Origin of the sequence: Pantoea anthophila, assembly GCF_006494375.1 — a bacterium.
In the GTDB taxonomy this organism is placed as follows: domain Bacteria; phylum Pseudomonadota; class Gammaproteobacteria; order Enterobacterales; family Enterobacteriaceae; genus Pantoea; species Pantoea anthophila.
Genome location: NZ_VHIZ01000041.1, coordinates 20,321 through 45,697 on the forward strand (window position 1 = coordinate 20,321; position 25,377 = coordinate 45,697).

A 25,377-nucleotide genomic window follows, 5' to 3' on the forward strand; every position below is an offset into this window, starting at 1 on the left:
AGGGGCCCGCGGCCTGACGCGGCCTACAGCAAGCGACGCGCCGCTTCGACCACAATCTTCACTGCGTCGCTTTCTGTCTGTTTCATGGTGACCGCATCAGGGATCTCTTTCTGCGTACGGTTCACAATGACGCCTGCCACCATACCGGCGCGGAGGCCCTGGCTGGCGCACATGGTTAACAGTGTAGCGGATTCCATCTCATAGTTGAGGACACCCATCTCCTGCCACTCTTTCATCGATCCCTTGAAACGGCTGACGACGCGGCCTGAGACGGTGTCGTAGCGCTCCTGGCCCGGATAGAAGGTGTCAGAGGAGGCGGTAATGCCGATATGGGTTGTGGCGCCACAGGCTTCTGCAGCCGCCACCAGCGCAGTGGTACAGCCGAAGTCAGCCACCGCCGGGAACTCCATCGGCGCGAAATGCAGGCTGGCGCCATCCAGGCGCACGGAGGCGGTCGTGACCAGCACATCGCCGACGTTGATATGTGGCTGAATGGCACCCGTGGTGCCGACGCGCAGGAAGGTGCGCACGCCAAGCTGAGCCAGCTCTTCTACCGCAATAGAGGTCGAAGGGCCGCCGATGCCGGTTGAACAGACAACCACCGGCTTGCCATCCAGTTTTGCCAGCCAGGAGGTAAACTCACGGTGTGAGGCGAGATGCGTGGCATCCTCCATCAGTCCGGCAATTTTCTTCACGCGCTCCGGGTCGCCCGGCACAATCGCCAGGGTGGCGCCCTGCAGATCGGCTTTCGTCAGGCCAAGATGGAAAACGTCAGACTGTGTCATTTGCAGACTCCTGTTAAGGGATGATAGCGCGCCACTCTACGCCAGCACGCCCGATAAATATGTGACAGCATTCACTTAAGAAAATGAAAGTTACATTTACCGGAAGAAAAAATGCGACATTAATCACACATTGACATCTTCTTCGCCCGGATAACGCCCGGCGGGGCTGTGTCGGGGTCATGGCAATGTTAAAGAGGTGGATGCGTTTGTTCGCTGCTGATTCTGTTACCCGACACCTGGCACGCACGCTTTCGGGCCAGGCTATAGTTACGTGATTGCGCCAATGCTTGCACGGAGAGAATAATGAAACCCAGTGATACTTTGCCACAAAAACCGGCGACGGGCGGCTTTGCGCCAGCCGTGCAACCCACCGCCGACACCACCATTATTACCGATAGTCCGGCCATTCACGCAGGTGAGACTTCCGTGCCCAGTCAGGGCGAAAACATGCCGGCCTATTTTGCAAAACCGCAGTCAGCGGAAGGTCCTTTACCCGTCGTGCTGGTGGTGCAGGAGATCTTTGGTGTGCACGAACACATCCGGGATATCTGCCGCCGTCTGGCGCTGGAAGGCTATCTGGCGATTGCACCGGAGCTCTATTTCCGCGAGGGCGATCCCTCTGAGTATCACGATATCCCGACGCTGTTCAGCGAGCTGGTCAGTAAAGTGCCGGATACTCAGGTGCTGGCTGACCTGGACCATGCCGCCAACTGGGCCGCACGCAACGGGGGCGATATCCGCCGCATGGGCATTACCGGTTTCTGCTGGGGTGGCCGCATCAGCTGGCTCTACGCCGCGCACAATCCGCAGCTGCGCGCCGCCGTGGCCTGGTATGGACGGCTGACCGGCGACCGTACCCTGAAGCAGCAGAAGCACCCGATTGATATTGCCGTCGCGCTCAACGCGCCGGTTTTAGGGCTCTATGGCGGACAGGACGAGAGCATTCCGCTGGAGAGCGTCGAGCAGATGCGACAGGCGCTGCATGCCGCCAATGCCACCGCCGAGATCATCGTCTATCCCGAAGCGGGTCATGCGTTTAATGCAGACTACCGCCCGAGCTACCATGCGGAATCGGCTCAGGATGGCTGGCAGCGGATGCTGACCTGGTTCAGGCAATATGGTGTGACCTCGCAGTAACTGAAAAAGGGGCGCGTCTGCGCCCCTTTTTTGCCACCCGGACCCGCTTCCCTACGCCGTCTCACCACGCAGTTTCTTCGCCGCCGTTACCATATTGGCCAGCGCCTGACGTGTTTCCGTCCAGCCGCGCGTTTTCAGGCCGCAGTCCGGGTTTACCCACAGACGCGCTGCCGGAATCCGTTGTGCGGCCTTCTGCAGCAGGGCCTCTATCCACTCAACGCTGGGAACGTTAGGCGAGTGAATGTCATAGACGCCGGGGCCGATTTCATTCGGATAGTCGAAATGCTCAAACGATTCCAGCAGCTCCATATCGGAGCGCGAGGTTTCAATAGTGATGACATCGGCATCCAGCGCCGCAATGGCATCCATAATGTCGTTGAACTCGCAGTAACACATATGGGTGTGAATCTGGGTGTCATCCTGCACCACGGCCGCGGTAAGCCGGAACGCCTCTACCGCCCAGGTCAGGTAGGCGGCCCACTCCGACTGATGCAAAGGCAGGCCTTCACGCAGAGCCGGTTCATCTATCTGAATAATCCCGATTCCTGCCTTCTCCAGATCCTCCACTTCATCACGCAGCGCCAGCGCGATCTGCTTTGCGAGGGTTTCCCGTGACACATCTTCACGCGGGAATGACCAGCAGAGGATAGTAACCGGGCCGGTCAGCATCCCTTTTACCGGCTTGTCGGTCAGCGACTGCGCATAGCTGGCCCACTCCACGGTGATCGCCGCCGGCCGGCTGATATCCCCGATGATCACCGGCGGTTTCACACAGCGGGAACCGTAGCTCTGCACCCAGCCGTTCTGGGTGAAGACAAATCCCTCCAGATGCTCGCCAAAATACTCCACCATGTCGTTGCGTTCCGCTTCACCGTGAACCAGCACATCCAGCCCCAGCCGCTCCTGTTCGGTAATGGCCTGCCTGATATGTGCCGCGATGCCGGTGCGGTAGTGGCTGCTGTCGAGACGGCCCTGCTTAAAGTCGAGGCGCAGGCCACGGATCTCGGTGGTCTGGGGAAAAGAGCCGATGGTGGTGGTGGGCCAGGCCGGCAGTCTGAAACGCTGACGCTGCAGGGCAGCCCGCTCAGAATAGGCGCGCTGGCGCTGACTGAGCTGTGGCGTGATGGCCTGCAGACGCTGGCACACTGCGGCATTGTGCACGCGTCGCGAGTGCGCACGAGCGCGCACCGGGGCACTCCATGCCTCCAGCGACGCCGCATCGTTCTGGTTCAGTGCGTGAGTAAGCAGCGAAAGTTCAGCACACTTCTGCAGGGCGAAAGCGAACCAGCTTTTGACCTCATCATCCAGACGGGTTTCCACGCTGAGATCGATCGGGCTGTGCAGCAGCGAGCAGGAGGAGCCGATCCAGACCTGTTCCCGCTGTGCAATCACCGGTTGCAGACGGCTGAACCAGCGGCTGAGATCGGCGCGCCAGACGTTACGCCCGTTGATCACCCCGAGTGACAGCAGCCAGCTGGCGGGCAGTTGCTGATTCAGCTGCTGGAGGTCATCGTGGCCATGAACCAGATCGACATGCAGGCCCTGCACCGGCAGTGCGCGAATCACCTCAATGTTCTGTCCGATGCTGTCAAAGTAGGTGGTCAGCAGCAGTCTGCTGTGACCCTGCAGCGCGTCATACGCCGGTTTGAAGACGTCGCGCCACGCCTGCGGCAGTTCCAGGGCCAGGGCCGGTTCATCAATCTGCACCCATTCGATGCCCCGCTTGGCCAGTTCTGCCAGCACCTGCTGGTAGACGGGCAGAATCGCTTCCAGCAGCGACAGGCGCTCGAACGGCTCACCTTTCACTTTGCCCAGCCACAGATAGGTTACCGGCCCCAGCAGCACCGGCTTGATGTTGTGACCCAGCGCCAGCGCCTCATCGACCTCGTCCAGCAGCTGAGTCCAGGCCAGTTTAAACCGCTGTCCCCGGGTAAATTCCGGCACCATGTAGTGATAGTTGGTGTTAAACCATTTGGTCATCTCTGCCGCAGCGGCGGGTTCCCCGCTGGGGGCTCGACCACGGCCCAGGCGGAACAGGGTGTCCAGGTCAACGCTGCCCTCCGGGTTCTGATGGCGTGCGGGCACGTTACCCAGCATCAGGCTGGTGGTCAGCACATGATCGTACCAGGCGAAATCGCCGACCGGCAGCAGATCGACACCCGCCGCTTTTTGCTGTTGCCAGTGGCGGGCGCGCAGTTCACGGCCCACCGCCAGTAAGTCCTGCTGCGAAATATCACCCGCCCAGTACTGCTCCAGTGCTTTTTTCAGTTCCCGGCGCAGGCCAATACGGGGAAAGCCGAGGGTGTGGTTCAGGATAGTCATGTGCTGTTCTCCAGATAATCTTTCACGCTGCCTTTTACAGGCAGCCAGAGAGGTTTAGCCGTCCAGATGTTTACACTGCTATAATCTGCGGGTACTGTATGTGGCTCAAGCGCAATATGTTCATTTTCGATGTGAAGGACCCTCATGATCGAACTCAAGCACCTGCGGACGCTTCAGGCTCTGCGCAATACGGGATCGCTGGCGGCGGCGGCGGCCCAGCTTCACCAGACGCAATCGGCGCTCTCTCATCAGTTCAGCGACCTGGAGCAGCGGCTGGGATTCCGCCTGTTCGTGCGTAAAAGTCAGCCGCTGCGGTTTACGCCGCAGGGCGATATTCTGCTGCAGCTGGCAGAGCAGGTGTTGCCGCAGATCCAGCACGCCCTGCAGGCGTGCCATGAGCCGCATCAGACCACGCTGCGGGTGGCGATCGAGTGTCATAGCTGTATTCAGTGGCTGACCCCCGCGCTGGATAAATTCCGTCAGAGCTGGCCGCAGGTGGTGATGGATTTCAAATCGGGCGTGACCTTTGATCCTCAGCCCGCTCTGCAGCAGGGTGAGCTGGATGTGGTGCTGACCTCCGATATTCTGGCGCGCTCCGGCCTGTTCTACTCCCCGATGTTCGATTATGAAGTGCGGCTGGTGCTGGCAACGGATCATCCGCTGGCGCAGGTGGAGCAGATTGCCCCGGAAGATCTGGCTGATGAGGTGTTGATGATCTATCCGGTGCAGCGTCAGCGTCTGGATATCTGGCGTCACTTCCTGCAGCCTGCTGGCGTCAGCCCGGCACTGAAAAGTGTCGATAACACCCTGCTGATGATTCAGATGGTTTCCGCGCGCATGGGTATCGCGGCGCTGCCGCACTGGGTGGTGGAGAGTTTTGAGAAGCAGGGTCTGGTCGTGACCCGCACGCTGGGTGAGGGGCTCTGGAGTCGTCTTTACGCCGCCGTGCGCGAAGGTGAACAGCGGCAGCCGGTGCTGGAAGCCTTTATCCGTTTTGCCCGTCAGCACGCCTGTGAGCATCTGCCGTTTGTGCGTGATGCTGCGCTGCCCGGTGCGGTGTTGCAGCGGTAACCGGTCGGGCACAAACCTGCGCGGACGCCGGCAAAATCCCCTATAATGCGCAGCCTGTCGACTGACCATGAGAAGATCTCACCATGACTAATAACGATATTCTGCGCAGCGTGCGCTACATGCTTAATCTGAGCGATGCCGGAATGGTGAAGATTTTTGCGCTGGCGGAATGTGAGGTACCCGAGACGGATATTCAGGCGTGGCTGAAAAAAGATGACGACGCCGCGTTCCGTCCCTGCCCTGATGTGCTGATGGGGTATTTTCTGAATGGCCTGATTTTTTACCGTCGTGGTAAAAGCGAAGAGGCGCCTGCCCCGTCGATCGAGCGCAAAATGAATAACAATATCTTCATGAAGAAACTGCGTATCGCGTTCGATCTGAAAACGACCGACATTCCTGACGTGCTGAAGCGCGCGAACTTTACCGTGTCGCAGGCGGAAGTAGGGGCGATTTTCCGCAAGCCCGACCATAAGAACTACCGCGAGTGTGGCGATCAGATTCTGCGTAACTTCCTGAAAGGGCTGGCAATGATCCAGCGTCCGAAGAGTGATAAGCCGGCTTAATTTTTGATCGCTTCTGACCCCTGCGTGGTCAGAGGTGGCGCATCTGATCGCAAAGAAAGCCTGCATCCATGCAGCACGGCCTCGCCATCCCTGGCTCGGACGCTTTGCTCCTCAGCTGCGCCACCCCTTCCCTCCCGCTTCATCAGGGCTGTGACAAGAGCAGCACCGGGCCAGCCATGCGGCGGACGCTTTACTTCTCAGCCCGCCATTCCCTCCTTCATGCTCGCACTGAGCCACGCATTTAACAGCGATGAGGCTGTTGCGCCTCCAGGCTTTACTACCCTGCATCACTCCTTCATGCTCGCGCTGAGCCATGCATTTAACAGCGATGAGGCTGTTGCGCCTCATGGGCTGGCGCGTCAGAAGAGCGAAGCGTCCGGGCCAGGGATGGCCCGGCCGATCCACAGGGAGGTGAGATTCCTTCGCGATCGGACGCGCCAGCCCGGGAGGCCTCACCTGACCCACAGCCACTGATTAGGTGCGATTCTCCTTTAAGATCGGCTGCTGCGCCCCACCACCCAGCGCTTATGCACCCACAGCGAGGCGAGGATCACCAGCGCACCCGCAATAAAGCTCGGCCAGTGCGGTTTCTCCTGCCAGATTGCCAGATTCACCAGCAGCCCGGCGGGAACGTGCATGTTATTCATAATGCCCAGCGTGCCGGCATCGACCTGCGTTGCACCGTAGTTCCACATAAAATAGCCCAGACCGGAAGCCGCAACGCCCAGCCAGACCAGAATGCCCCACTGCAGTGAGGTGGTCGGTAACTTCTGCGGATTACCCCAGGCGCACCACGCGATCACGGCAATCACGACCGCACCCAGATAGAACCAGGAGAAGGCGGTGTGCTGCGGCATCGGACGGGTCTCCTGCAGACGCTTATACCCTACCATTCCCGCCGCAAAACAGATGTTTGCCAGCTGCACTAACAGCAGCCCGAACCAGAAATGATCGCTGACTTTGTCATAACGGATAATCGCCGCACCGGCCACCGCCAGCAGCGCACTGAACACATAACCGATGCGCAGCGGACGACGGCTGATCAGATCGTAAATCAGCGTCACATACAGCGGCGTCATCACCGTAAACAGCAGGAATTCTGAAACGCTCAGATAGAGATAGGCTTCAAAACTCAGCAGATACATCACCCCGAGCTGCAGCATCCCCACCAGCATATAAAGCAGCAGCGTTGAAGGGCGGTAGCCGCGCCAGCGCAGGAAAGGCAGGAAGACCAGCGCAGCCAGCGCCAGACGCATCAGAACGGAAAACCAGCTGTCCACCTGCCCGGCAAGGTATTCGCCAATCAGACTGAACGAAAAGGCCCACAGAATAGTGGTAATAATTAATAAGAACACGGTCATGACCCTGAAATTAACAGGCCGCCAGTGTAAACAATGTGCTGCCATCAGGCTGTGAAATCTGGTTGACATCTGGCTATAAAACATTCGATCAGAATCTTTAAGTAGCGGACCGTTTACACAGACTGACATAACTGTCGACAGAACCGCTTTTCCGCCAGACAAAATGCGCGAAATGATCCATCAGGTGAACACTTTCGCTCTCAACTGTAATAAAACTGTAACAAATGTGTCATTCATCACAGTAACGCTGCGCAACTAACACTATTCTTTGCGCGAAATGGAACATCGGATGGCCATTTTCTCCTCTTTTCCTGCTTCAACCTGCCGGGAATTCAAAAACCATAATGTGCCCTGGAGGGCCTCACTGATGCTGAGCATTTTTAAACCTGCGCCACGCCAGCCACAGGTGGCAGAGGATCGTGTCGATCCCCTCTACCGTCGTCTGCGCTGGCAAATTTTCATCGGGATCTTCTTCGGTTATGCCGCCTACTATCTGGTCAGAAAAAACTTTGCGCTCGCGATGCCCTATCTGGTCGAACAGGGTTTTTCGCGGGGCGATTTAGGGTTTGCCCTGTCGGGCATCTCCATCGCCTACGGCTTTTCAAAATTCATCATGGGATCGGTGTCGGACCGCTCAAACCCGCGCGTCTTCTTACCGGCTGGCCTGATTCTGGCCGCGGCGGTGATGCTGATCATGGGATTTGTGCCCTGGGCGACCTCCAGCATCATGGTGATGTTTGTACTGCTGTTTATCTGCGGCTGGTTTCAGGGGATGGGCTGGCCGCCGTGCGGACGCACCATGGTTCACTGGTGGTCACAGAAGGAGCGCGGCCGGATCGTCTCGGTCTGGAACTGCGCCCATAATGTGGGCGGCGGTATTCCCCCGCTGCTGTTTCTGCTGGGCATGGCATGGTTTAACGACTGGAAAGCGGCGCTCTACATGCCCGCTTTTGGCGCGATTGCCATTGCGATTCTGGCCTTTGCGCTGATGCGCGATACCCCGCAATCCTGTGGCCTGCCGCCGATTGAAGCGTATAAAAACGACTATCCGCCCGACTACGATGCCAGCCATGAAGAGGAGCTGACGGCAAAGCAGATCTTCATGAAGTACGTGCTGCCGAACAAGCTGCTGTGGTACATCGCGCTGGCCAACGTGTTTGTTTATCTGCTGCGCTACGGCATCCTCGACTGGTCTCCGACCTATCTCAAAGAGGTGAAACACTTCACGCTGGATAAATCCTCCTGGGCCTACTTCCTGTATGAATATGCGGGGATACCGGGGACGCTGCTCTGCGGCTGGATGTCGGATAAGGTGTTCCGCGGCAATCGGGGGGCGACCGGGGTGTTCTTTATGACGCTGGTCACCGTCGCGACCGTCATCTACTGGCTCAATCCGGCGGGTAACCCCGGCGTCGATATGGCCTGTATGATCGTGATTGGCTTCCTGATCTACGGTCCGGTGATGCTGATTGGTCTGCACGCGCTGGAGCTGGCCCCGAAAAAAGCGGCAGGAACGGCAGCGGGCTTTACCGGCCTGTTCGGCTACCTGGGAGGCTCGGTGGCCGCCAGCGCCATTGTCGGTTACACCGTCGACTACTTCGGCTGGGATGGCGGCTTCCTGGTGATGATCGCAGGCTGCGTGCTCGCCGTTATTCTGCTGCTCCTGACCATGGTCAGCGAACACAGACACAAACAGAAAATCGCCTGACGGCATAAAAAAAGGGCCGGATAACCGGCCCTTTTCATTCATTTACTTATGCGAGGTAGAGTGCGCGCAGCGTCTGCGGCACCGCATCATCCGCATTTGATCCAATCACTTCCAGCGCCGGCAGGGTATCTTTCAGCCGCTGATGAGCGTTCTGCATGATACAGCCCTTACCCGCCATGCTCAGCATCTCCACATCGTTCATGCCGTCGCCAAAGGCGATACAGCTTTGCAGCGAATGACCCAGCTGCTTCGCCACGGCTTCCAGCGCATGCCCCTTCGACACGCCGCCCGCCATGACCTCCAGACAGGTAGGTAATGAGAAGCTGACGTTAACGCGATCACCCCAGCGCGCTTCAATGGCCTGCTCCATCGGGATCAGATGTTCAGGGTTTTCGCAGGTGAAGAAGACTTTGCTGATGTTATCGGTTGGCAGCAGACCTGGCTCATAGACCTGATAATTGAACACCGACTCGCGGAAGTAATCCTGTTCTGCCGGACTTGAGCGGCTGACAAACCACTCATCATCCCGGTAGACGTGAGTCAGGATTTCGTTGTGATGATATTGCAGGCCAAACAGATCGCTGGCGATGTCGGCATCCAGATTGTGACTGAAGACCAGTTCGCCCGCCGCGTTGTGAACGCGCGCGCCGTTTGAAGTGATCATATAAGCCGGAATCGCCAGGCTGTCGCGCATCTGTCCGACATCGATATGATGACGGCCGGTCGCGAAAACGAAGTGAATATCTCTGGCGACCAGCTGCTGCAGTGTTTCGCGTGCAAATTGGGTCAGGCGATGTTCGGGAGAAAGCAGCGTGCCATCCAGGTCGGATGCAACGATGTGGTACATGAAAACCTCGGGTATCGGAGTCTGCCGGCTTTCGCCGGTCGGATAAATAACGTCAGTGATGCGCTGAAAAGAAGTCGACCACTGCATTGAGCGCTTCGGCACGCATCGCGTCTTTTTCAAACAGGATCTCATGACGCGCGCCGTTGATCACCCGCGGCGTGTTGCCCTCACACGGATGACCCGCCGCAGCCATCGCGGCACAAAACAGGTCCTGCGAACGGTTATCGACCACCCGATCCTCGCTGGCCTGTAACAGCAGCAGCGGCGTGGTGATCTTATCCACCTGGCTGATGATGTTGCGACCGGCATGGATGCCTTCGCGCACCCAGTGATAGGTCGGCCCGCCAACGCGAATCGCCGGATCATCAGCATAAAAGCGCAGGTTACGCCGGTAACGCTCAGCACTGTGCGTCAGCCGGTTGATGCCAAATGGATGCGCGCGCCAGCGTCCGGTGCCGAGCGCATAACCATCGCGCACCGCCGGGCGTTTCTCCGCCCAGTCGAGTATCCGGTGGGTCAGGAAGGCGGGCAACGGCAGCGCAATACCAAACATCGGGGCCACCAGGGCAACCGCATGAAAAGCCTGCGGCTGCCGCGCCAGAAACAGCGTTAATATTGCGCCCCCCATCGAGTGAGCCAGCGCATAACGCTGCTGATAGTGTCCGCTGACGATCTCTTTCAGATAGAGGGTTTCGAGATCGTCGACATAGTGGGTAAATTCCACCACGTGGCCGCGGTGTGAGTCTTCCAGCAGACGATCGGAGCGCCCCTGGCCGCGATGATCGAGGATCACCACATCGAAGCCACAGTGAAACAGATCGTAGGCCAGCTCAGGATATTTGATGTAACTCTCGATGCGGCCGGGCACAATCAGGATGACACGCGTGTGTTTCGGTGACGTGAACCGGACGTAACGTAATGTCAGATTGCCGACGCCGGTAAACTCACGCTCTTCACGGCTGTGCCAGAAGTCGAGCAGCGGACCGGTTGCAAAGGCAGCAAAGGCTTTTTCGCGTCGCAGCCAGCTGGCTTTGTGTGGATTCATTCGCCCTCCTGATGACCGGATAAAGAGTCCCTGTTGCCGTACGCAGGCCGTAGCGCCGCGCTTATTTCTGGCGTATTGTGTCACACTTCCGCCCCTAAAGAGAGCGCAACCCATGACCATCGAATGGTGGCTGACCTATCTGCTCACCACCACAATTCTCAGCCTGTCGCCCGGCTCCGGCGCGATTAACACCATGAGTACCGGCATCAGCCACGGCTATCGCGGCACGGTGGCATCCATCTCCGGCCTGCAGGTCGGGCTGGCGCTGCATATCGTGCTGGTAGGCATCGGGCTGGGGGCGCTGTTTTCCCAGTCGCTGCTCGCCTTTGAGATTCTGAAATGGGCCGGTGCGGCCTATCTGGTCTGGCTGGGTATTCAGCAGTGGCGCTCAGCGGGCGGTATCGACCTGGACGCGGTCGCTAAAGCGATGCCGCGCCGTCGCCTGTTCAAACGTGCCGTGCTGGTGAACCTGACCAACCCCAAAAGCATCGTCTTTCTGGCGGCGCTCTTCCCGCAATTTATTCAGCCGCATCAGCCACTCTTTATGCAGTATCTGGTGCTGGGCGTGACGACCGTAGTGGTCGATATCATCGTGATGATTGGCTACGCCACGCTGGCGACCCGCATTGCGGGCTGGATTAAAGGGCCAAAACAGATGAAGCTCATGAACCGTATTTTCGGCGGACTGTTTATGGCGGTCGGCGCCCTGCTGGCCAGCGCCAGGAAGATCGCCTGATCCTGACGCGCCGGCCCGCCAGGGCTGGCGCGATCGCTTCTCTCTCATCACACCGCCGGCACGGCACGCAGCACGATGATGCCCGGCACTGACCGCATATATTCCCTGAACGGCGCATCGACAACCCGGCGGTTTTCAGCCCGCGAGGAGGCGTTCCTGAACCACAACCGGCCATCGTGCCGGACGGCAATCCCCACATGTGAGACATCCAGCCCCGCCGCGGGCGTATAAACCCCGACGTAATCGCCATTCTGAATCTGGTCAAGCAGCCGGGGCGTAAGGGCGCGGGCCGGAATGTAAGTGATCGGACGCGGCATCACGCCCAGACCCGGCACTTTTTCTGTTCCGCTGGCCTGACGATTGAGTGGTTTCATCACCGTCACCGCCGCCGGGCTCAGTGTGCGGGTGACGTCATCGGCAATCGGCGGGCTGTCAGCAGCCCAGTCAGAAAAAAAGTGGCGCCGTTTCAGGTAGCTGACCTCGCCATCCCGATAACGGGTGCGGATAAGGCTGGCTTCAAAGCTGGGGCGATCGTGGCTTTGGCTCAGCGCCTGCACATAATCCAGCAGCGTAAAGCAGTCTACCCCGTAGAGGTTGATCACCAGCGCTTCGGGCGTCGCAGGCGAGCCGATCAGCGTATGGGCCTGATAAGGTGTCCCGAGAAAAGCCGCAGAGATCCGGCTAATCCTGTCACCCTGCGGCAGGCCGGGCGCAGGAAGCTGCGCCAGCATCGACGTCACCTTATCCGTCCGGATCGGCTGAGACACCGGATAACGGGTCGCCACTGGCGACGCGCAGGCGCTGATGCCCGCACTCATTAACAGCAGCAGCAGCGCTTTCATTCTCATCATCCTGTTCCTGCAAAAATATGCCCGGTTACCGACCTTACCAGAGGTGATGCCTCGGTGGATTAACACCGGGTGACGATTGAGTGATGGTTAAGGTAACGGGATAAACGGTGAAGCAGAGTGTGATCGCTGTCACATGAGGGAGAGACGACGGGAGGTGAGAACCCTGCCGGACGCGCCTCGTGCACGCCGGCATCCGCGATGCTTAGCGGGAGATAATCAGATGGATGCCGAAACCGGCAAAGAGCACCCCTGCCATACCATCCACCCATTTTGCCAGGCGCTGATATTTCGCACGCATCCACGGCAGGGCAAAGATTGCCGCCACCAGCGCAAACCAGGCAAAAGTTTCTGCGATGATCAGCAGGAACAACCCCCAGCGCTCCGTCGCGCCGACATCATCCCCGACAAACAGCGAGAAGACGCTGCCGAAGTAGATAATCGCTTTGGGGTTTGAGAGATTCGTCAGCAGCCCTTTAAGAAAGCTCATGCCGCGTTTTGGCAGCTCCACCACCGGTTCATCCTGCTGCGGCTGTTTGTGGCGCTGACGTGCCGACCCCATCAGCTGCCAGCCCATCCACAGCAGATAGAGTCCGCCACCGACCATGATGATCTGGTGCAGCCAGGCCATTTTCTCCAGAATCAGATGCAGCCCCATCAGCGCCACTCCCGCCCAGACAACGATACCGAGCGTAATGCCCAGCACGCCCATCATCGCCTCTTTGCGTGAGCGGCTGGCAGCCGTCTGTGAGACGAAAAAGAAATCCGGGCCGGGGCTCATCAGCGCCACCAGGTGTACCAGCGCCACAGTGGCAAATAACATCAGCATAATCAGTGTCCTTTACTCTTCATCGAGATGCTCTTTGATCATCACCAGGAAAGGTTTGCCAAAGCGCTCCAGTTTGCGGTGACCCACGCCATTGACGCTGAGCATCTCTGACGCGCTGACCGGCATCTGTTCTGCCATTTCAATCAGTGTGGCGTCATTGAACACCACGTAAGGCGGAATATTCTCTTCATCGGCGATCGCTTTTCGCAGCTTACGCAGCTTGGCAAAGAGCTTGCGATCGTAGTTGCCACCGTGAAACTTCGCCGGACTGCTGCTCTTCGTCTTCGCGGTAATCAGGCGCGGCACCGCCAGCATCAGGGGGACTTCACCGCGCAGCACCGGGCGGGCAGCTTCGGTCAGCTGCAGCGCCGAATGCATGGCAATGTTCTGCGTGACCAGCCCCAGATGAATCAACTGACGCAACACGCTGACCCAGTGCTCGTGACTCTGATCTTTGCCGAGTCCATAGACCGGCAGTTTGTCATGGCCCTGTTCCCGGATACGCTGATTGTTGGAGCCGCGCAGCACCTCCACGATATAGCCCATGCCGAAACGCTGTCCCACGCGGTAGATGCCGGAAAGCGCCTTCTGCGCCTCGACCAGACCATCATACCGTTTAGGCGGATCGAGACAGATATCGCAGTTATCGCACGGCTGCTGGCGCCCCTCACCAAAGTAGTTGAGCAGCACGAGGCGGCGGCAGGTCTGCGCTTCCGCAAACGCGCCCATGGCGTTGAGCTTGTGACGCTCAATATCCTGCAGCGGCCCCGGCACTTTCTCTTCCAGACACTTACGCAGCCAGGCCATATCTGCCGGGTCGTAAAGCATCATCGCCTCGGCGGGCAGGCCATCACGGCCGGCACGGCCGGTTTCCTGGTAGTAGGATTCGATGTTGCGCGGGATATCAAAGTGAACCACAAAGCGGACGTTGGGCTTGTTGATGCCCATCCCAAAGGCCACCGTCGCCACCACGATTTGCAGATCGTCACGCTGAAACGATTCCTGCACTCTGGCGCGCTGTTCGCTGTCGATACCGGCATGATAGGCCCCGACGCTCAGCCCCCGGCTCTGCAGGCGCGCGGCGGTGTCTTCCACCTTCGCCCGGCTGTTGCAGTAGATAATGCCGCACTTGCCGCGCTGATCCTGAACGTAGCGCAGCAGCTGATCTGTGGGCTTAAATTTTTCCACCAGGGTGTAGCGGATATTGGGACGGTCGAAGCTGCTGATCTGGATCAGCGGGTCCTGCATGTGCAGCAGGTTAACGATGTCGTTACGGGTGGTTTCATCGGCGGTCGCGGTCAGCGCCATCACCGGCACCTCCGGGAAGCGTTCACGCAACCGGCCCAGCGCGCCATATTCCGGACGGAAATCGTGCCCCCACTGCGAGATACAGTGCGCCTCATCCACCGCCAGCATCACGGGCTGCCAGTGTGCCAGATTGTCGAGGAAGTTATCCATCATCAGGCGTTCAGGGGCGATGTAGAGCAGCTTCACCCGACCGGTGCGGCAGTCAGCCATCACCGTCTGCTGCTGTTCGCGCGTCATAGTGGAGTTGAGACACGCCGCGGCCACGCCGTTTGCCAGCAGCTGATCGACCTGATCTTTCATCAGTGAGATCAGCGGCGAGACCACCAGCGTCAGGCCTTCGCGCACCAGCGCCGGGATCTGATAGCAGAGCGATTTACCGCCGCCGGTGGGCATGACCACCAGACAATCGCGCCCGCTCAGCGCCTGATTGATGATCGTCTGCTGACCGGGACGAAACTGCTGGTAGCCGAAGGTATCCTGCAATACCTGCTGCGCCAGCGCTTCCTGATTGAGAACTGCCGAGGTTGCCACGCGATTCCTGTCGTACGTTAGGGATTAGAACAAGTCGTTGAGCGTTACACCCACACCCAGACGCGTCTGGCGATGGTTGTAATCGATCAGTGATTCACCGTAGCCGCTGAACACCTGCGTATAGAAGCGGACATGCTCACTGATTGGGTAGCTCCAGGCCATCGTCGCACCGCCATAACCGCTGTTCCAGTTATAGTTGCCTTCAACGCTGAAGATACTGTCGCCCAGCTTATAGCCCAGCCGGGTGCGGTAATAACCCATATATTTGGTGATATCGGGGTTGTCGTCATTATTTGCCCCATCCGGGATGCGATACCAGGGTTTGATCTCCGCCAGGAAGTTCCCGTTCTCCGCCATCAGCCGCGCATAAACGCGGTTCCAGCTGCGCGAAGTGGGATCGCTGCGCCCGTTAGACTCATGATTCAGACCCAGTTCGACATCCCGCAGTGTCCAGCCACCCAGCGAATAATCCGTGGCCCAGCCAAGGAAAATCTGCGGCTCATAATTGGTCTCACGGAAGGGCGAGGATTCACCGCGATTCGACAGCTGCCACCAGGAGCGCTGGGTGTAAGAGGCGGCCAGCACCGAGTTATCACCCAGAATACCGCGCCACAGCGGAAACGCCAGGCTGAGCTGGAATTTCACTTCATCTTTGCGGGCATTTTCTCCCCAGTTATAGGAGGAGATCGCCTCTTTATTCAGGTCGCTGGTGTAGGTGTAGAGCAGATAGTTGTTCTCGTAGGGATAGAGAACAAACGGATTATCATGCTTCTCCAGCAGGTTAGCAATGATGCTGCCCTGAACCTGTGGCGCGTCATGAACCTCTTTGATCTGAGCTTCATCTGCCTGCGCCAGCGCAGGAATTATCAACATTGCCGCCAGCAAGGCGCGATGCTTACGCATAAAATTCTCCGGTGAGCGCTGCGTATTAAAACAACTGAAAGGGTGTCGTAAAAAGCAGGCCATTCTACACGCAAATGGCAGTGAGCAAGAGTGCTGATTTCTTAAACTGGAAACCCCCTCGCAGGCGGCATAGAATACACAACTCATTCAGATTGCGCGCCCCTCTGGCCCGATTTTTTCAGGACACATCATCATGTCATCACCCGTGCTGACACCGCAGGACGCTCGCCAGCTGGTCGGCGAAATTTTCGTTTATCACATGCCCTTCAATCAGGCGCTGGGTCTGGAACTGATGCGCCTGGAGGCGGACTACGCCGAAATCAGCTTTGCCAACAAAACCATGCTGGTGGGCAACCAGGCACAACAGATCCTGCACGGCGGGGTGATCGCGTCGGTTCTGGATGTGGCGGCAGGCATGGTCTGCGTCAGTAACGCGCTGACCCGTCAGGAGAGCATCAGCGAAGCCGAGCTTCGCCAGCGTCTCTCCCGCATGGGCACCATCGATATGCGCGTTGACTATCTGCGCCCCGGACGCGGCGAGCGCTTTACTGCCACCAGCAGCCTGCTGCGTGCCGGTAACAAAGTCGCCGTGGCGCGCGTCGAGCTGCACAACCAACAGGGCGACTATATCGCCACGGCAACCGCCACCTATCTTATCGGCTAAGCACGCCATCTGGATCTCATATGGATACGCAACAAACCCGCCAGGGCGTGGGTTTCGCCCTGGGGGCTTACTTTATCTGGGGCATCGCGCCAGCTTACTTCAAACTGGTGAAGCAGGTTCCGGCCACGGAAATCATGACGCACCGGGTTATCTGGTCTGCGCTGTTTATGCTGCTGCTGATTACGCTGAGCCGCAGCTGGCCCGTCGTACGCAGCGTGTTCTCTCAGCCAGCAAAAGTGCTGATGCTGGCGCTGACCGCGCTGACCATTGGCGGCAACTGGCTGCTGTTTATCTGGGCGGTGAATAATCAGCATATGCTGGAAGCCAGCCTGGGTTACTTTATTAATCCGCTGATTAATGTGGTGTTCGGCATGCTGTTTCTGCGCGAGCGTTTCCGTCGTCTCCAGTGGCTGGCGGTGCTGCTGGCCACCCTCGGCGTGCTGGTGCAGCTGTGGCAGTTCGGTTCGCTGCCGGTGATTGCGCTGGGGCTGGCGCTGAGCTTCGCCCTGTATGGTCTGGTGCGTAAAAAGATTCAGGTCGATGCCCAGAGCGGCATGCTGATTGAGACCCTGTGGCTGTTCCCCCTGGCGGCCATCTATCTGTTCGGCTTTGCCGACAGCCCTACCAGCCATCTCTCCGCTAACCCGCTGAGTCTCAACCTCAGGCTGGTCGCGGCAGGGATTATCACCACCATTCCGCTGATGCTGTTTGCGGCGGCCTGCAGCCGGCTGCGTCTCTCCACGGTTGGCTTCTTTCAGTATCTCGGCCCGACCCTGATGTTTATCCTGGCGGTCGTTTTCTACGGGGAAACCATCACGCCAGACAAGATGGTCACCTTTGGCTTCATCTGGCTGGCGCTGCTGGTGTTTGTCTGCGATGCGGTGGCGTTTTCATTCCGCACCCGTGCGCGCGTAGCGTGAAATAAAACGCGCCATCGCCGGACCGGTCAGCAGGATGGTGAACAGACGCAGCGTCTGTAACGCCATCACAAAAGCCATGTTGACCTGGGTGCCCGCGGCAATAATCGCCACCGTGTCCAGCCCGCCCGGACTGGTGGCGAGATAGGCGGTCATCAGATCGATATCCAGCATCTGCGTCAGCATCCACGCCAGCCCGCCACACAACAGCATCAGCCCGAAGATGGAGGCGAGCATCTGCGGCAGCGTGCGCAGCGCCAGCAGGAAAATCGGACGGGTGAACCGGAGCCCGACACTCCAGCCGATCAGCGCGTAGGCCAGAGCCAGCAGCCACTCCGGCACCTGGAGTACCGCGACACCGCTGCCGTTCAGTGCCGCCCCTGCCAGCGCGGGCAGCAACAGCGCCCCCGACGGGATGCGCAGCCGGGTGCCCAGCCACGCGCCCGCCAGCATCACCGCCAGCGTGATGACAAAGCCGCGATTCAGGGCGGGAAACCAGAGCAGCGAGACGCTGTGTGCCTCATCCCCCAGACCGATACGTGCCACCAGTGCCGCCGCCGAGGCGACAAACAGCACCCGCAGATACTGCATGAACGCCACCAGCCGCACGTCGGCCCCAAAGTCGCCCGCCATCGCCACCATGGCAGATGCGCCACCCGGTGACGATCCCCAGGCACCGGTCGGGCCAGGCAGCTGACTGAAACGCACCAGCAGAAAGCCCGATACGCCGCTGGCCGCCAGGGTCAGCAGCAGCACCGCCAGCACCACCGGCCATTCCTGAATCAGCGGCGTCAGAATCGACAGCGACAGGCTCTGCGCAATCATGCAGCCCAGTACCGCCTGCGCCAGCAGGAACAACCGCCTGTCGATGCGCAGCGTTGCGCCTGATAATCCCATTACCACGCCGACCACCATCGGGCCCAGCAGCAGCGCCGCGGGCACCTGAAAGTGGTGCAGCAGCGTCCCCAGCAGGACCGACACCAGCAGCAGCAGCGCCCACTGCGCGCGTAAGGATAAAGCGTCCATAAAAGTTAATTATTTGTAAAAACAAGGGGGACAGAGTACGCAGAAATGGCGACGGGAGCCAGCAGAACGGGCCATCGATGATGGCCCGGAACGTTTTACAGCCAGTTTTTACGTTTGAAGTAGAGATAGGGTGCCAGGCCCGCCAGGATCATCAGGCCAATTGCAGCCGGATAGCCAAAGCTCCACTTCAGTTCCGGCATAAACTCGAAGTTCATCCCGTAGCTGGATGCCACCAGCGTCGGCGGCAGGAAGACGACGGAGACCACCGAGAAGATCTTGATGATGCGGTTCTGCTCGATGTTGATAAAGCCCATCGCGGCCTGCATCAGGAAGTTGACCTTCTGGAACAGCGATTCGTTGTGCGGCAGCAGCGACTCGATATCGCGCAGGATTTCACGCGCCTGCTCCAGCTGGTTGCCCGGCAGACGCGCTTTGCGCACCAGGAAGTTCAGGGCGCGCTGGGTATCCATCAGGCAGAGACGCACTTTCCAGCCGATATCTTCCAGCTCTGCCAGGCGTGACAGCGCCTGATCGTACTCTTCGCCCTGCTGACCTTCCATAATCACCCGGCTGAGTTTCTCCAGCGCGCTGTAGATGTTTTCGATCTCATCCGCCAGCTGTTCGATTTTGGTCTCGAACAGGTCGAGCAGCAGCTCAAACGCGTTGCCGTCGATCAGGGTCTGGTTTCGGGCGCGCATGCGGTAGAGACGGAAAGCGGGCAGTTCGCGTTCGCGCAGGGTATAGAGGCGGCCTTCACGGATGGTGAACGCCACCGTGGAGTTACCGGCGTGGTCGTCCGCATCTTCATAAAAGAAGAAGGAGTGGATGTGCAGACCATCTTCATCTTCGAAGAAACGCGCCGACGCCTCGATATCTTCCAGCTCAGGTCGGGTTGCCAGGCTCTGGCCCAGCTCACACTGCACCCGGTCACGCTCGCCCTCTTCCGGCTCAATCAGATCGACCCAGACGGAGGTGGTCAGCTTGTCGTTTTCGTCTTCCAGCTCCAGTCGCGTCAGGCGGCTGTGGTCCAGTTTAAATGCGCTCAGCATAGCAATACTCCCCATTGCAGACTAAATGGGACAAGGCAATCCGCCGTTCCTCAACACAGAACGGGCGGCCTGAACACGGAAACAGAGTTTCAAAGGTAAATCAGTGCTGACTCGTGCGACGGGATCAAAAAGGGAGGTCGCTGATAACCGCTAAGGCTACCCGCGTAAAGAGGTAGCCTTAGATGTTATGCCTGGTATCCAGGTCATTGAGCCAGCATCGACTGGGCGTGTCCAAGGCGTTGTCCTCTCATGATAATAGTGGGCGCATGTTACGCTGAGACGAAAAAGCCGTCAACCGCACGCTAAAGCGTTTCCAGCTTCGCGTAAGCCGCCACCAGCCACTTGATTCCCTGCCCCTGAAACGCCACCTGCAGGCGGCTGTGCTCGCCGCTGCCTTCCAGGTTAATGATGGTGCCTTCACCAAATTTGGCGTGATGAACACGCTGGCCCAGCGAGAATCCGCTGTCATTTTTGGTCACCGGTGCCCCCATCCGCTGATGGCTGACCGGACGACTGACGCTGGCGCGCAGCCGCACTTCTTCAATGCACGTTTCGGGCAGCTCACCGATAAAACGGGAAGGACGGTGATACACTTCCTTACCATAGAGTCGGCGGGTTTCAGCGTAGGTCAGCGTCAGCTTGAGCATCGCACGGGTGACGCCGACATAAGCGAGACGACGCTCCTCTTCCAGCCGGCCCCCCTCATCCAGCGACATCTGGCTCGGGAACATCCCCTCTTCCATGCCGACGATGAAGACCTGGCTGAACTCCAGCCCTTTTGCCGAGTGCAGCGTCATCAGCTGAACCGCATCCTGCCATTTGTCTGCCTGACCTTCGCCCGCTTCCAGCGCCGCATGAGATAAAAACGCCTGCAGCGGCATCAGATCTTCATCTTCGTCCTGATAGCTGAACTGGCGGGTTGCCGTCACCAGCTCCTCAAGGTTCTCGATTCGCGCCTGACCCTTTTCACCTTTCTCCTGCTCATACATCAGCCACAGACCGGAGTCTTTGATCACCCGATCGGTCTGCACATGAAGCGGTAATTCGGCGGTTTCGGTCGCCAGGGAATCGACCAGCTCACAGAAGCGTTGCAGCGCCGAGGCAGCCCGGCCAGCCAGCGCGCGGGTTTGCAGCAGTTCGCGCGTCGCCTGCCACAGGGTCATCTGACGTTCGCGGGCGGTCTGACGCACCACGTCGAGCGTCCGATCGCCCACGCCGCGCGTCGGGGTATTGACCACACGCTCAAACGCCGCGTCGTCATTGCGGTTCGCGATCAGACGCAGATAGGAGAGCGCATCTTTGATCTCCTGACGTTCAAAGAAGCGCATGCCGCCATAAATCCGGTAGGGCATGCTGCTCTGCAGCAGCGCCTCTTCCAGCACACGCGACTGGGCGTTACTGCGGTAGAGAATGGCGCAGTCATTGAGTGCCCCGCCGTTCTCCATCCAGACCTTAATGCGGTTAACCACGAAGCGCGCTTCATCCAGCTCATTGAAGGCGCAGTAGATGGAGATCGGTTCCCCATCGCTGCCGTCGGTCCAGAGCTCTTTACCCAGCCGGCCATTGTTATTGGCGATCAGGGCGTTGGCGGCTTTCAGGATGTTATTGGTTGAGCGGTAGTTCTGCTCCAGACGGATAGTTTCCGCGCCGGGGAAATCCTGCAGGAAGCGCTGGATATTTTCGACCTGCGCACCGCGCCAGCCGTAGATCGACTGGTCATCGTCACCCACGATGATCACCCGGCCGCTGTCACCCGCCAGCATCCGAATCCAGGCATACTGAATGTTGTTGGTATCCTGGAACTCATCCACCAGCACGTTAGTGAAGCGTTCGCGGTAGTGATTCAGAATGTGCGGCTTGTTGAGCCATAACTCATGCGCGCGCAGCAGCAGCTCGGCAAAGTCCACCAGACCGGCGCGATCGCACGCTTCCTGATAGGCCTGATAGATGCGCAGCCAGGTCTGCTCGATCGGATTGCCGTAACTTTCGATATGCTTTGGCCGCAAGCCTTCATCTTTTTTGCCGTTGATGTACCACATGCCCTGACGCGCAGGCCACTGCTTCTCATCCAGGTTCATCGATTTAATCAGGCGCTTAAGCAGGCGCAGCTGATCTTCACTGTCGAGGATCTGAAAGTCCTGTGGCAGACCGGCGTCAAGATGATGAGCACGCAGCAGGCGATGCGCCAGACCGTGGAAAGTCCCGATCCACATCCCGCCCTGGCTGGTGCCAATCAGCTGCTCAATACGGTGACGCATCTCCGCCGCCGCTTTGTTGGTAAAGGTCACCGCCATAATGGAATAGGGTGAACAGTTCTCTACCGACATCAGCCAGGCGATGCGATGCACCAGCACCCGCGTTTTGCCACTGCCCGCGCCTGCCAGCACCAGCAGGTTACTGCGCGGGGCCGCTACGGCCTCACGCTGATTGTCATTTAACCCATCGAGCAGTTCAGAAACGTCCATAAGCACCGGTTACCAAAGAGAAAACGCCGTCATCGCGCGCGGTAGTGCGCCTGCCACAGACAAGGCGGGCGGCAAAGCTGAAAGCGGCAACGACTGGATAAATTTACAGCCATTATAGCAGTGAGGTGAGTGATGCCAACCGCGAAATTTCGACATGCGGCAACAGGCGCGCGTCCGGGATATGCATCAGGTTGCCCTGCCGCAGGTTAATCCAGCACGCCTGCAGCCCGCCGCGCAGCGAACCCGCCACGTCAGTGGTGAGATCGTCGCCCACATGCAGAATATGGTGGGGGGAGATAGCAAGACGCTGCGCCGCCAGCTGATACATATCCTGCCACGGCTTGGCGCGCCCGTCGGGCCCGGCGCGCAGAGTGAACTGAAAATAGCCGGCAATACCCATTTTTTCCGGGCTGGCGTTGCCGTTGGTGATCGCCACCAGCGGCACCTTCTCCGCCAGCGCTTTCAGCGTCTGATGGGTTTCCTCCGGCATCACAACCTGACTCCGCCACTGGTGGAAGACCGCCATCACCTCTGCCGCGCCCGCCGTGGCTTCCGCCGCAGAGAGGCCGATATTCAGCATCGCCAGCTCAACCGAACGGCGGCGCCACTCCGAAACGTCGTGAAAGATGTCGGGCTCTCGCTGCAACAGCTCATCACGCAGTTGCTGATAATCCTGCGGCGTAAAGTCGCGCAGCGCCGGATGAAAAGCCTGTAACGCGGCATGAGACTCCAGTGTGGTGCGGCGGATCACCGGGTAGTTATCGTAAAGCGTGTCATCAAGGTCGAAAGTCATGGCTTTGATGGCCGACAGCGGACGATAAAACTTCATTCGTTCTTTCCTCGTTTGGCGCGGGGATGCGCAGCGTCATACACCGAAGCCAGATGCTGGAAGTCGAGATGGGTATAGATCTGGGTCGTCGACAGGTTCGCATGCCCCAGCAGCTCCTGCACGGCGCGCAGATCGCCGCTGGATTCCAGCAAATGCGTTGCAAAGGAGTGACGCAGCTTATGTGGATGGATATGACTGGCGACGCCCTGGCGAATGCCCCATTCGGCGAAGCGCTTCTGCACGCTGCGCGGCGAGATGCGGTTGCCGCGCGTTGAAAGAAACAGCGCATCATCCTGACAGCCGAAGGTTTCACGCAGCGGCAGCCACTGTTCGATCCAGGTCACCGCCGTGCGGCCAATCGGCACCCGGCGCTCTTTACTGCCCTTACCCACCACCCACACCTCACCGGAATCGAGGTCAACGTGGCGGCAATCCATATTGACCAGTTCAGAGAGACGCAACCCGCCGCCATACATCACCTCCAGCATCGCCCGGTCGCGAACGGCCAGCGGATCGCTGAGATCGATCTCCAGCAGCTGATTCACTTCGTCAACGTCGATATTCTTCGGCAGATGGCGCGCTTTACGCGGCGTCATCACCCCTTTGGCGGGGTTAGCGGCGAGCATACCCTGACTGACCTGCCAGTCCAGGAAACTGCGCAGGGCTGAGAGACGCAGCGCAAGGCTGCTGGCCGAGAGTCCGGCGCGGCGGCTGCGCGCCGCCATACTGCGCACCTGGGCGGGCTCCAGCGCGGCCCAGCTGCTGAGCTTCATCTCATCCGCAATCGCAACCAGCGCAGCGAGCTGGCGCGCATAGCTGCTCTGGGTCAGCGGACTTAACTGGCGTTCCACTTTCAGGAAGCGCAGAAATCCGTCAACGGCCTCCTGCAGCGCGCTGCTCATGCGCGTTCAACCCAGCGCGACAGCAGACCTGGCATCATCTGTGACAGGTGCTGCAACAGCAGCGTCCCCATGCCTGACTGATAGTGCTGGCTGTCGCGGCTGCTGAAAATCAGCACGCCGAGGTCGCCCGCTTCGCCCATCAGCGACATCGCCACCGAGCCGATCGCTTTAGCCTGCGGCAGCAGCAGCAGCAGTTCCGGGCCGTTGATGTTGCCGAGATAGTGGTGCTGATGACCGAAACGCTGAATACGCAGCGGTTCGAAGGCCTGACGCGACAGGCTCAGCTGGAAGAAATCGGAGGGGGCGCCCAGCAGCCATTTATCGCTGAACAGCCGCACGTTGGCACCCGCCAGCCCCAGCTCTCGCGCCCAGCGATGCAGCCGGTTGAGCATATCCTGCAGCGAGTCAGCCGCGGCCAGATGGCTCTCCAGCGACAGCAGACGATCGAACAGCTCATGGTTGGCGCTGGCCTGCTCCATCAGCAGCGTGATCTCCTCTTCCAGCCGCTGGATGTGGTTGCGCTGACGCGCCATATGCCACTCCACCAGCGAGACGCTGCCGCGAACCGGATGCGGCACGGCCATCTGTTCCACTTCGCGGGCGTTACGGATAAAGAAATCGGGATTCTGCCGCAGATAATCACTGACGGCCTGATCGTCCAGCAGAACCGAACTGTCAGCCTGCTCTTCGATATTTTTCATAGATGAATAAACCCATCGTAGACGTGTGTCGCAGGACCGGTCATGTAGAGCGGCTGTCCGGCCCCTTTCCAGGTGATATGCAGGGTTCCGCCGGGCAGATCGACACGCACTTTGGGTGCCAGAATGCCCTGCTGGATGCCGCATGCCACGGCAGCACAGGCGCCGCTGCCGCACGCCTGCGTTTCTCCCGCGCCGCGTTCGTAGACGCGCAGGCGGATGTGTTCGGGATTGACGATCTCCATGAAGCCCACATTGACCCGCTCCGGGAAGCGCTCATGGCTTTCCAGAATCGGACCCAGCAGTTCAACCTGTGCGGTTTTCACACTTTCAACCTGAATCACGCAGTGCGGATTGCCCATCGACACCGCGCCCAGCATCACCGTCTGTTCAGCCACGCGCAGCAGATAGAGGTTTTCCGCTTTATTGGCACGGAACGGCACCTGCTGCGGCTCAAAGTTCGGTTCGCCCATGTTCACGCGCACCTGATCGTCCGGCGTCACGGTTAACACCATGCGGCCATTCTGGGTACTGACCCGGATATCGCTTTTGTTGGTCAGCCCTTTCAGCTGCACAAAGCGGGCAAAGCAGCGTGCGCCGTTACCGCACTGAGCCACTTCGCTGCCGTCGGCGTTGAAAATGCGGTAGTGGAAATCGAGATCGGGATCGTAGGGCGGTTCAACAATCAGCAGCTGATCGAAGCCGATCCCCAGATGACGATCGGCCAGCCGGCGGATCAATTCCGGCGAAAAGAAGACGTTTTGCGTCACCGCATCCACAACCATAAAATCGTTGCCGAGACCGTGCATTTTGGAGAACTGCATTTTTTGCTC

Annotated in this window: 24 protein-coding genes; 7 read left to right on the forward strand and 17 right to left on the reverse strand. The window is 59.0% G+C overall.

Annotation, left to right across the window (positions count from 1 at the left end; all coding sequences use genetic code 11):
• Window positions 1-23 precede the first annotated feature (23 nt).
• Entirely contained in the window at window positions 24-785 is a 762-nt protein-coding gene (gene udp, locus FJW00_RS09810; protein ID WP_009088492.1) for a uridine phosphorylase, read from the reverse strand.
• 303 nt (window positions 786-1,088) lie between these two features.
• Between udp and FJW00_RS09815 the strand changes: the two genes are divergently transcribed.
• Window positions 1,089-1,922 (forward strand): dienelactone hydrolase family protein, encoded by an 834-nt coding sequence (locus FJW00_RS09815; RefSeq protein ID WP_009088490.1) that lies wholly within the window; start codon window positions 1,089-1,091, stop codon window positions 1,920-1,922.
• Between the two features lie 51 nt (window positions 1,923-1,973).
• Here FJW00_RS09815 and metE read toward each other — a convergent pair whose 3' ends face one another.
• Window positions 1,974-4,244 carry a 5-methyltetrahydropteroyltriglutamate--homocysteine S-methyltransferase gene (gene metE, locus FJW00_RS09820; protein ID WP_140923904.1) on the reverse strand — a complete coding sequence of 757 codons (2,271 nt, stop codon included), beginning with the start codon at window positions 4,242-4,244 and terminating at the stop codon, window positions 1,974-1,976.
• A gap of 144 nt (window positions 4,245-4,388) precedes the next feature.
• On the opposite strand from metE, the gene metR reads away from it, so the two are divergent.
• Together metR and FJW00_RS09830 are read left to right on the forward strand one after the other, a co-directional pair.
• Entirely contained in the window at window positions 4,389-5,315 is a 927-nt protein-coding gene (gene metR, locus FJW00_RS09825; RefSeq protein WP_009088486.1) for an HTH-type transcriptional regulator MetR, read from the forward strand.
• Window positions 5,316-5,398: 83 nt separating this feature from the next.
• Entirely contained in the window at window positions 5,399-5,878 is a 480-nt protein-coding gene (locus FJW00_RS09830; protein WP_140923906.1) for a YehS family protein, read from the forward strand.
• A 491-nt stretch (window positions 5,879-6,369) separates the two neighbouring features.
• Here the strand turns inward: FJW00_RS09830 and FJW00_RS09835 are convergent, their stop codons facing one another.
• Window positions 6,370-7,233: a carboxylate/amino acid/amine transporter gene (locus FJW00_RS09835; RefSeq protein ID WP_033736487.1), complete on the reverse strand. Its 864-nt coding sequence runs from the start codon at window positions 7,231-7,233 to the stop codon at window positions 6,370-6,372.
• A 373-nt stretch (window positions 7,234-7,606) separates the two neighbouring features.
• Between FJW00_RS09835 and glpT the strand changes: the two genes are divergently transcribed.
• On the forward strand, window positions 7,607-8,947 hold the full coding sequence (gene glpT, locus FJW00_RS09840) for a glycerol-3-phosphate transporter (protein ID WP_009088478.1): 1,341 nt from the start codon (window positions 7,607-7,609) through the stop codon (window positions 8,945-8,947).
• A 46-nt stretch (window positions 8,948-8,993) separates the two neighbouring features.
• Here glpT and yigL read toward each other — a convergent pair whose 3' ends face one another.
• Together yigL and pldB are read right to left on the reverse strand one after the other, a co-directional pair.
• The gene (gene yigL / locus FJW00_RS09845; RefSeq protein WP_140923908.1) at window positions 8,994-9,794 is read right to left on the reverse strand and encodes a sugar/pyridoxal phosphate phosphatase YigL; all 801 of its coding nucleotides are present in this window, start codon (window positions 9,792-9,794) and stop codon (window positions 8,994-8,996) included.
• 52 nt (window positions 9,795-9,846) lie between these two features.
• Complete coding sequence (gene pldB / locus FJW00_RS09850) at window positions 9,847-10,839, reverse strand: lysophospholipase L2 (protein ID WP_009088474.1); 993 nt, start codon at window positions 10,837-10,839, stop codon at window positions 9,847-9,849.
• Window positions 10,840-10,951: 112 nt separating this feature from the next.
• Between pldB and rhtB the strand changes: the two genes are divergently transcribed.
• A complete protein-coding gene (rhtB, locus tag FJW00_RS09855) occupies window positions 10,952-11,575 on the forward strand; it encodes a homoserine/homoserine lactone efflux protein (RefSeq protein ID WP_003854387.1) in 624 nt (207 codons plus the stop codon).
• Between the two features lie 47 nt (window positions 11,576-11,622).
• On the opposite strand, the gene FJW00_RS09860 is transcribed toward rhtB, so the two are convergent.
• The 4 genes from FJW00_RS09860 to pldA form a co-directional block, all read right to left on the reverse strand.
• Window positions 11,623-12,423 (reverse strand): DUF1460 domain-containing protein, encoded by an 801-nt coding sequence (locus FJW00_RS09860; protein ID WP_181405374.1) that lies wholly within the window; start codon window positions 12,421-12,423, stop codon window positions 11,623-11,625.
• Window positions 12,424-12,628: 205 nt separating this feature from the next.
• Complete coding sequence (gene rhtC / locus FJW00_RS09865) at window positions 12,629-13,252, reverse strand: threonine export protein RhtC (protein WP_009088470.1); 624 nt, start codon at window positions 13,250-13,252, stop codon at window positions 12,629-12,631.
• A gap of 12 nt (window positions 13,253-13,264) precedes the next feature.
• Complete coding sequence (recQ, locus tag FJW00_RS09870; protein ID WP_140923911.1) at window positions 13,265-15,091, reverse strand: ATP-dependent DNA helicase RecQ; 1,827 nt, start codon at window positions 15,089-15,091, stop codon at window positions 13,265-13,267.
• Window positions 15,092-15,115: 24 nt separating this feature from the next.
• The gene (gene pldA / locus FJW00_RS09875; protein WP_009088467.1) at window positions 15,116-15,994 is read right to left on the reverse strand and encodes a phospholipase A; all 879 of its coding nucleotides are present in this window, start codon (window positions 15,992-15,994) and stop codon (window positions 15,116-15,118) included.
• Window positions 15,995-16,187: 193 nt separating this feature from the next.
• Between pldA and FJW00_RS09880 the strand changes: the two genes are divergently transcribed.
• On the forward strand, window positions 16,188-16,658 hold the full coding sequence (locus tag FJW00_RS09880; RefSeq protein WP_009088464.1) for a thioesterase family protein: 471 nt from the start codon (window positions 16,188-16,190) through the stop codon (window positions 16,656-16,658).
• A 20-nt stretch (window positions 16,659-16,678) separates the two neighbouring features.
• Window positions 16,679-17,578, forward strand: coding sequence for an EamA family transporter RarD (gene rarD, locus FJW00_RS09885; RefSeq protein WP_009088462.1), 900 nt, complete (start codon window positions 16,679-16,681; stop codon window positions 17,576-17,578).
• Here the strand turns inward: rarD and FJW00_RS09890 are convergent.
• From FJW00_RS09890 to dapF, 8 genes are all read right to left on the reverse strand, one after another.
• Complete coding sequence (locus FJW00_RS09890; RefSeq protein ID WP_111208478.1) at window positions 17,549-18,601, reverse strand: AbrB family transcriptional regulator; 1,053 nt, start codon at window positions 18,599-18,601, stop codon at window positions 17,549-17,551. The two genes, rarD and FJW00_RS09890, sit on opposite strands and share 30 nt — an antisense overlap.
• Window positions 18,602-18,696: 95 nt before the next feature.
• Window positions 18,697-19,650, reverse strand: coding sequence for a magnesium/cobalt transporter CorA (gene corA / locus FJW00_RS09895; protein ID WP_009088458.1), 954 nt, complete (start codon window positions 19,648-19,650; stop codon window positions 18,697-18,699).
• A gap of 178 nt (window positions 19,651-19,828) precedes the next feature.
• A complete protein-coding gene (ysgD, locus tag FJW00_RS22745; protein ID WP_350769477.1) occupies window positions 19,829-19,885 on the reverse strand; it encodes a YsgD/CorL family protein in 57 nt (18 codons plus the stop codon).
• 67 nt (window positions 19,886-19,952) lie between these two features.
• Window positions 19,953-22,115, reverse strand: coding sequence for a DNA helicase II (gene uvrD / locus FJW00_RS09900; RefSeq protein WP_009088456.1), 2,163 nt, complete (start codon window positions 22,113-22,115; stop codon window positions 19,953-19,955).
• 112 nt (window positions 22,116-22,227) lie between these two features.
• Window positions 22,228-22,944 carry a 5-amino-6-(5-phospho-D-ribitylamino)uracil phosphatase YigB gene (gene yigB, locus FJW00_RS09905; RefSeq protein ID WP_140923913.1) on the reverse strand — a complete coding sequence of 239 codons (717 nt, stop codon included), beginning with the start codon at window positions 22,942-22,944 and terminating at the stop codon, window positions 22,228-22,230.
• A complete protein-coding gene (xerC, locus tag FJW00_RS09910) occupies window positions 22,941-23,846 on the reverse strand; it encodes a tyrosine recombinase XerC (RefSeq protein WP_058958097.1) in 906 nt (301 codons plus the stop codon). Before xerC ends, yigB begins: the two co-directional genes overlap by 4 nt.
• A complete protein-coding gene (locus tag FJW00_RS09915; protein WP_009088449.1) occupies window positions 23,843-24,547 on the reverse strand; it encodes a DUF484 domain-containing protein in 705 nt (234 codons plus the stop codon). The genes xerC and FJW00_RS09915 overlap by 4 nt, the downstream gene beginning before the upstream one ends.
• Window positions 24,544-25,368, reverse strand: a complete 825-nt coding sequence (gene dapF, locus FJW00_RS09920; RefSeq protein WP_009088448.1) for a diaminopimelate epimerase — start codon at window positions 25,366-25,368, stop codon at window positions 24,544-24,546. Before dapF ends, FJW00_RS09915 begins: the two co-directional genes overlap by 4 nt.
• Between the last annotated feature and the right edge of the window lie 9 nt (window positions 25,369-25,377).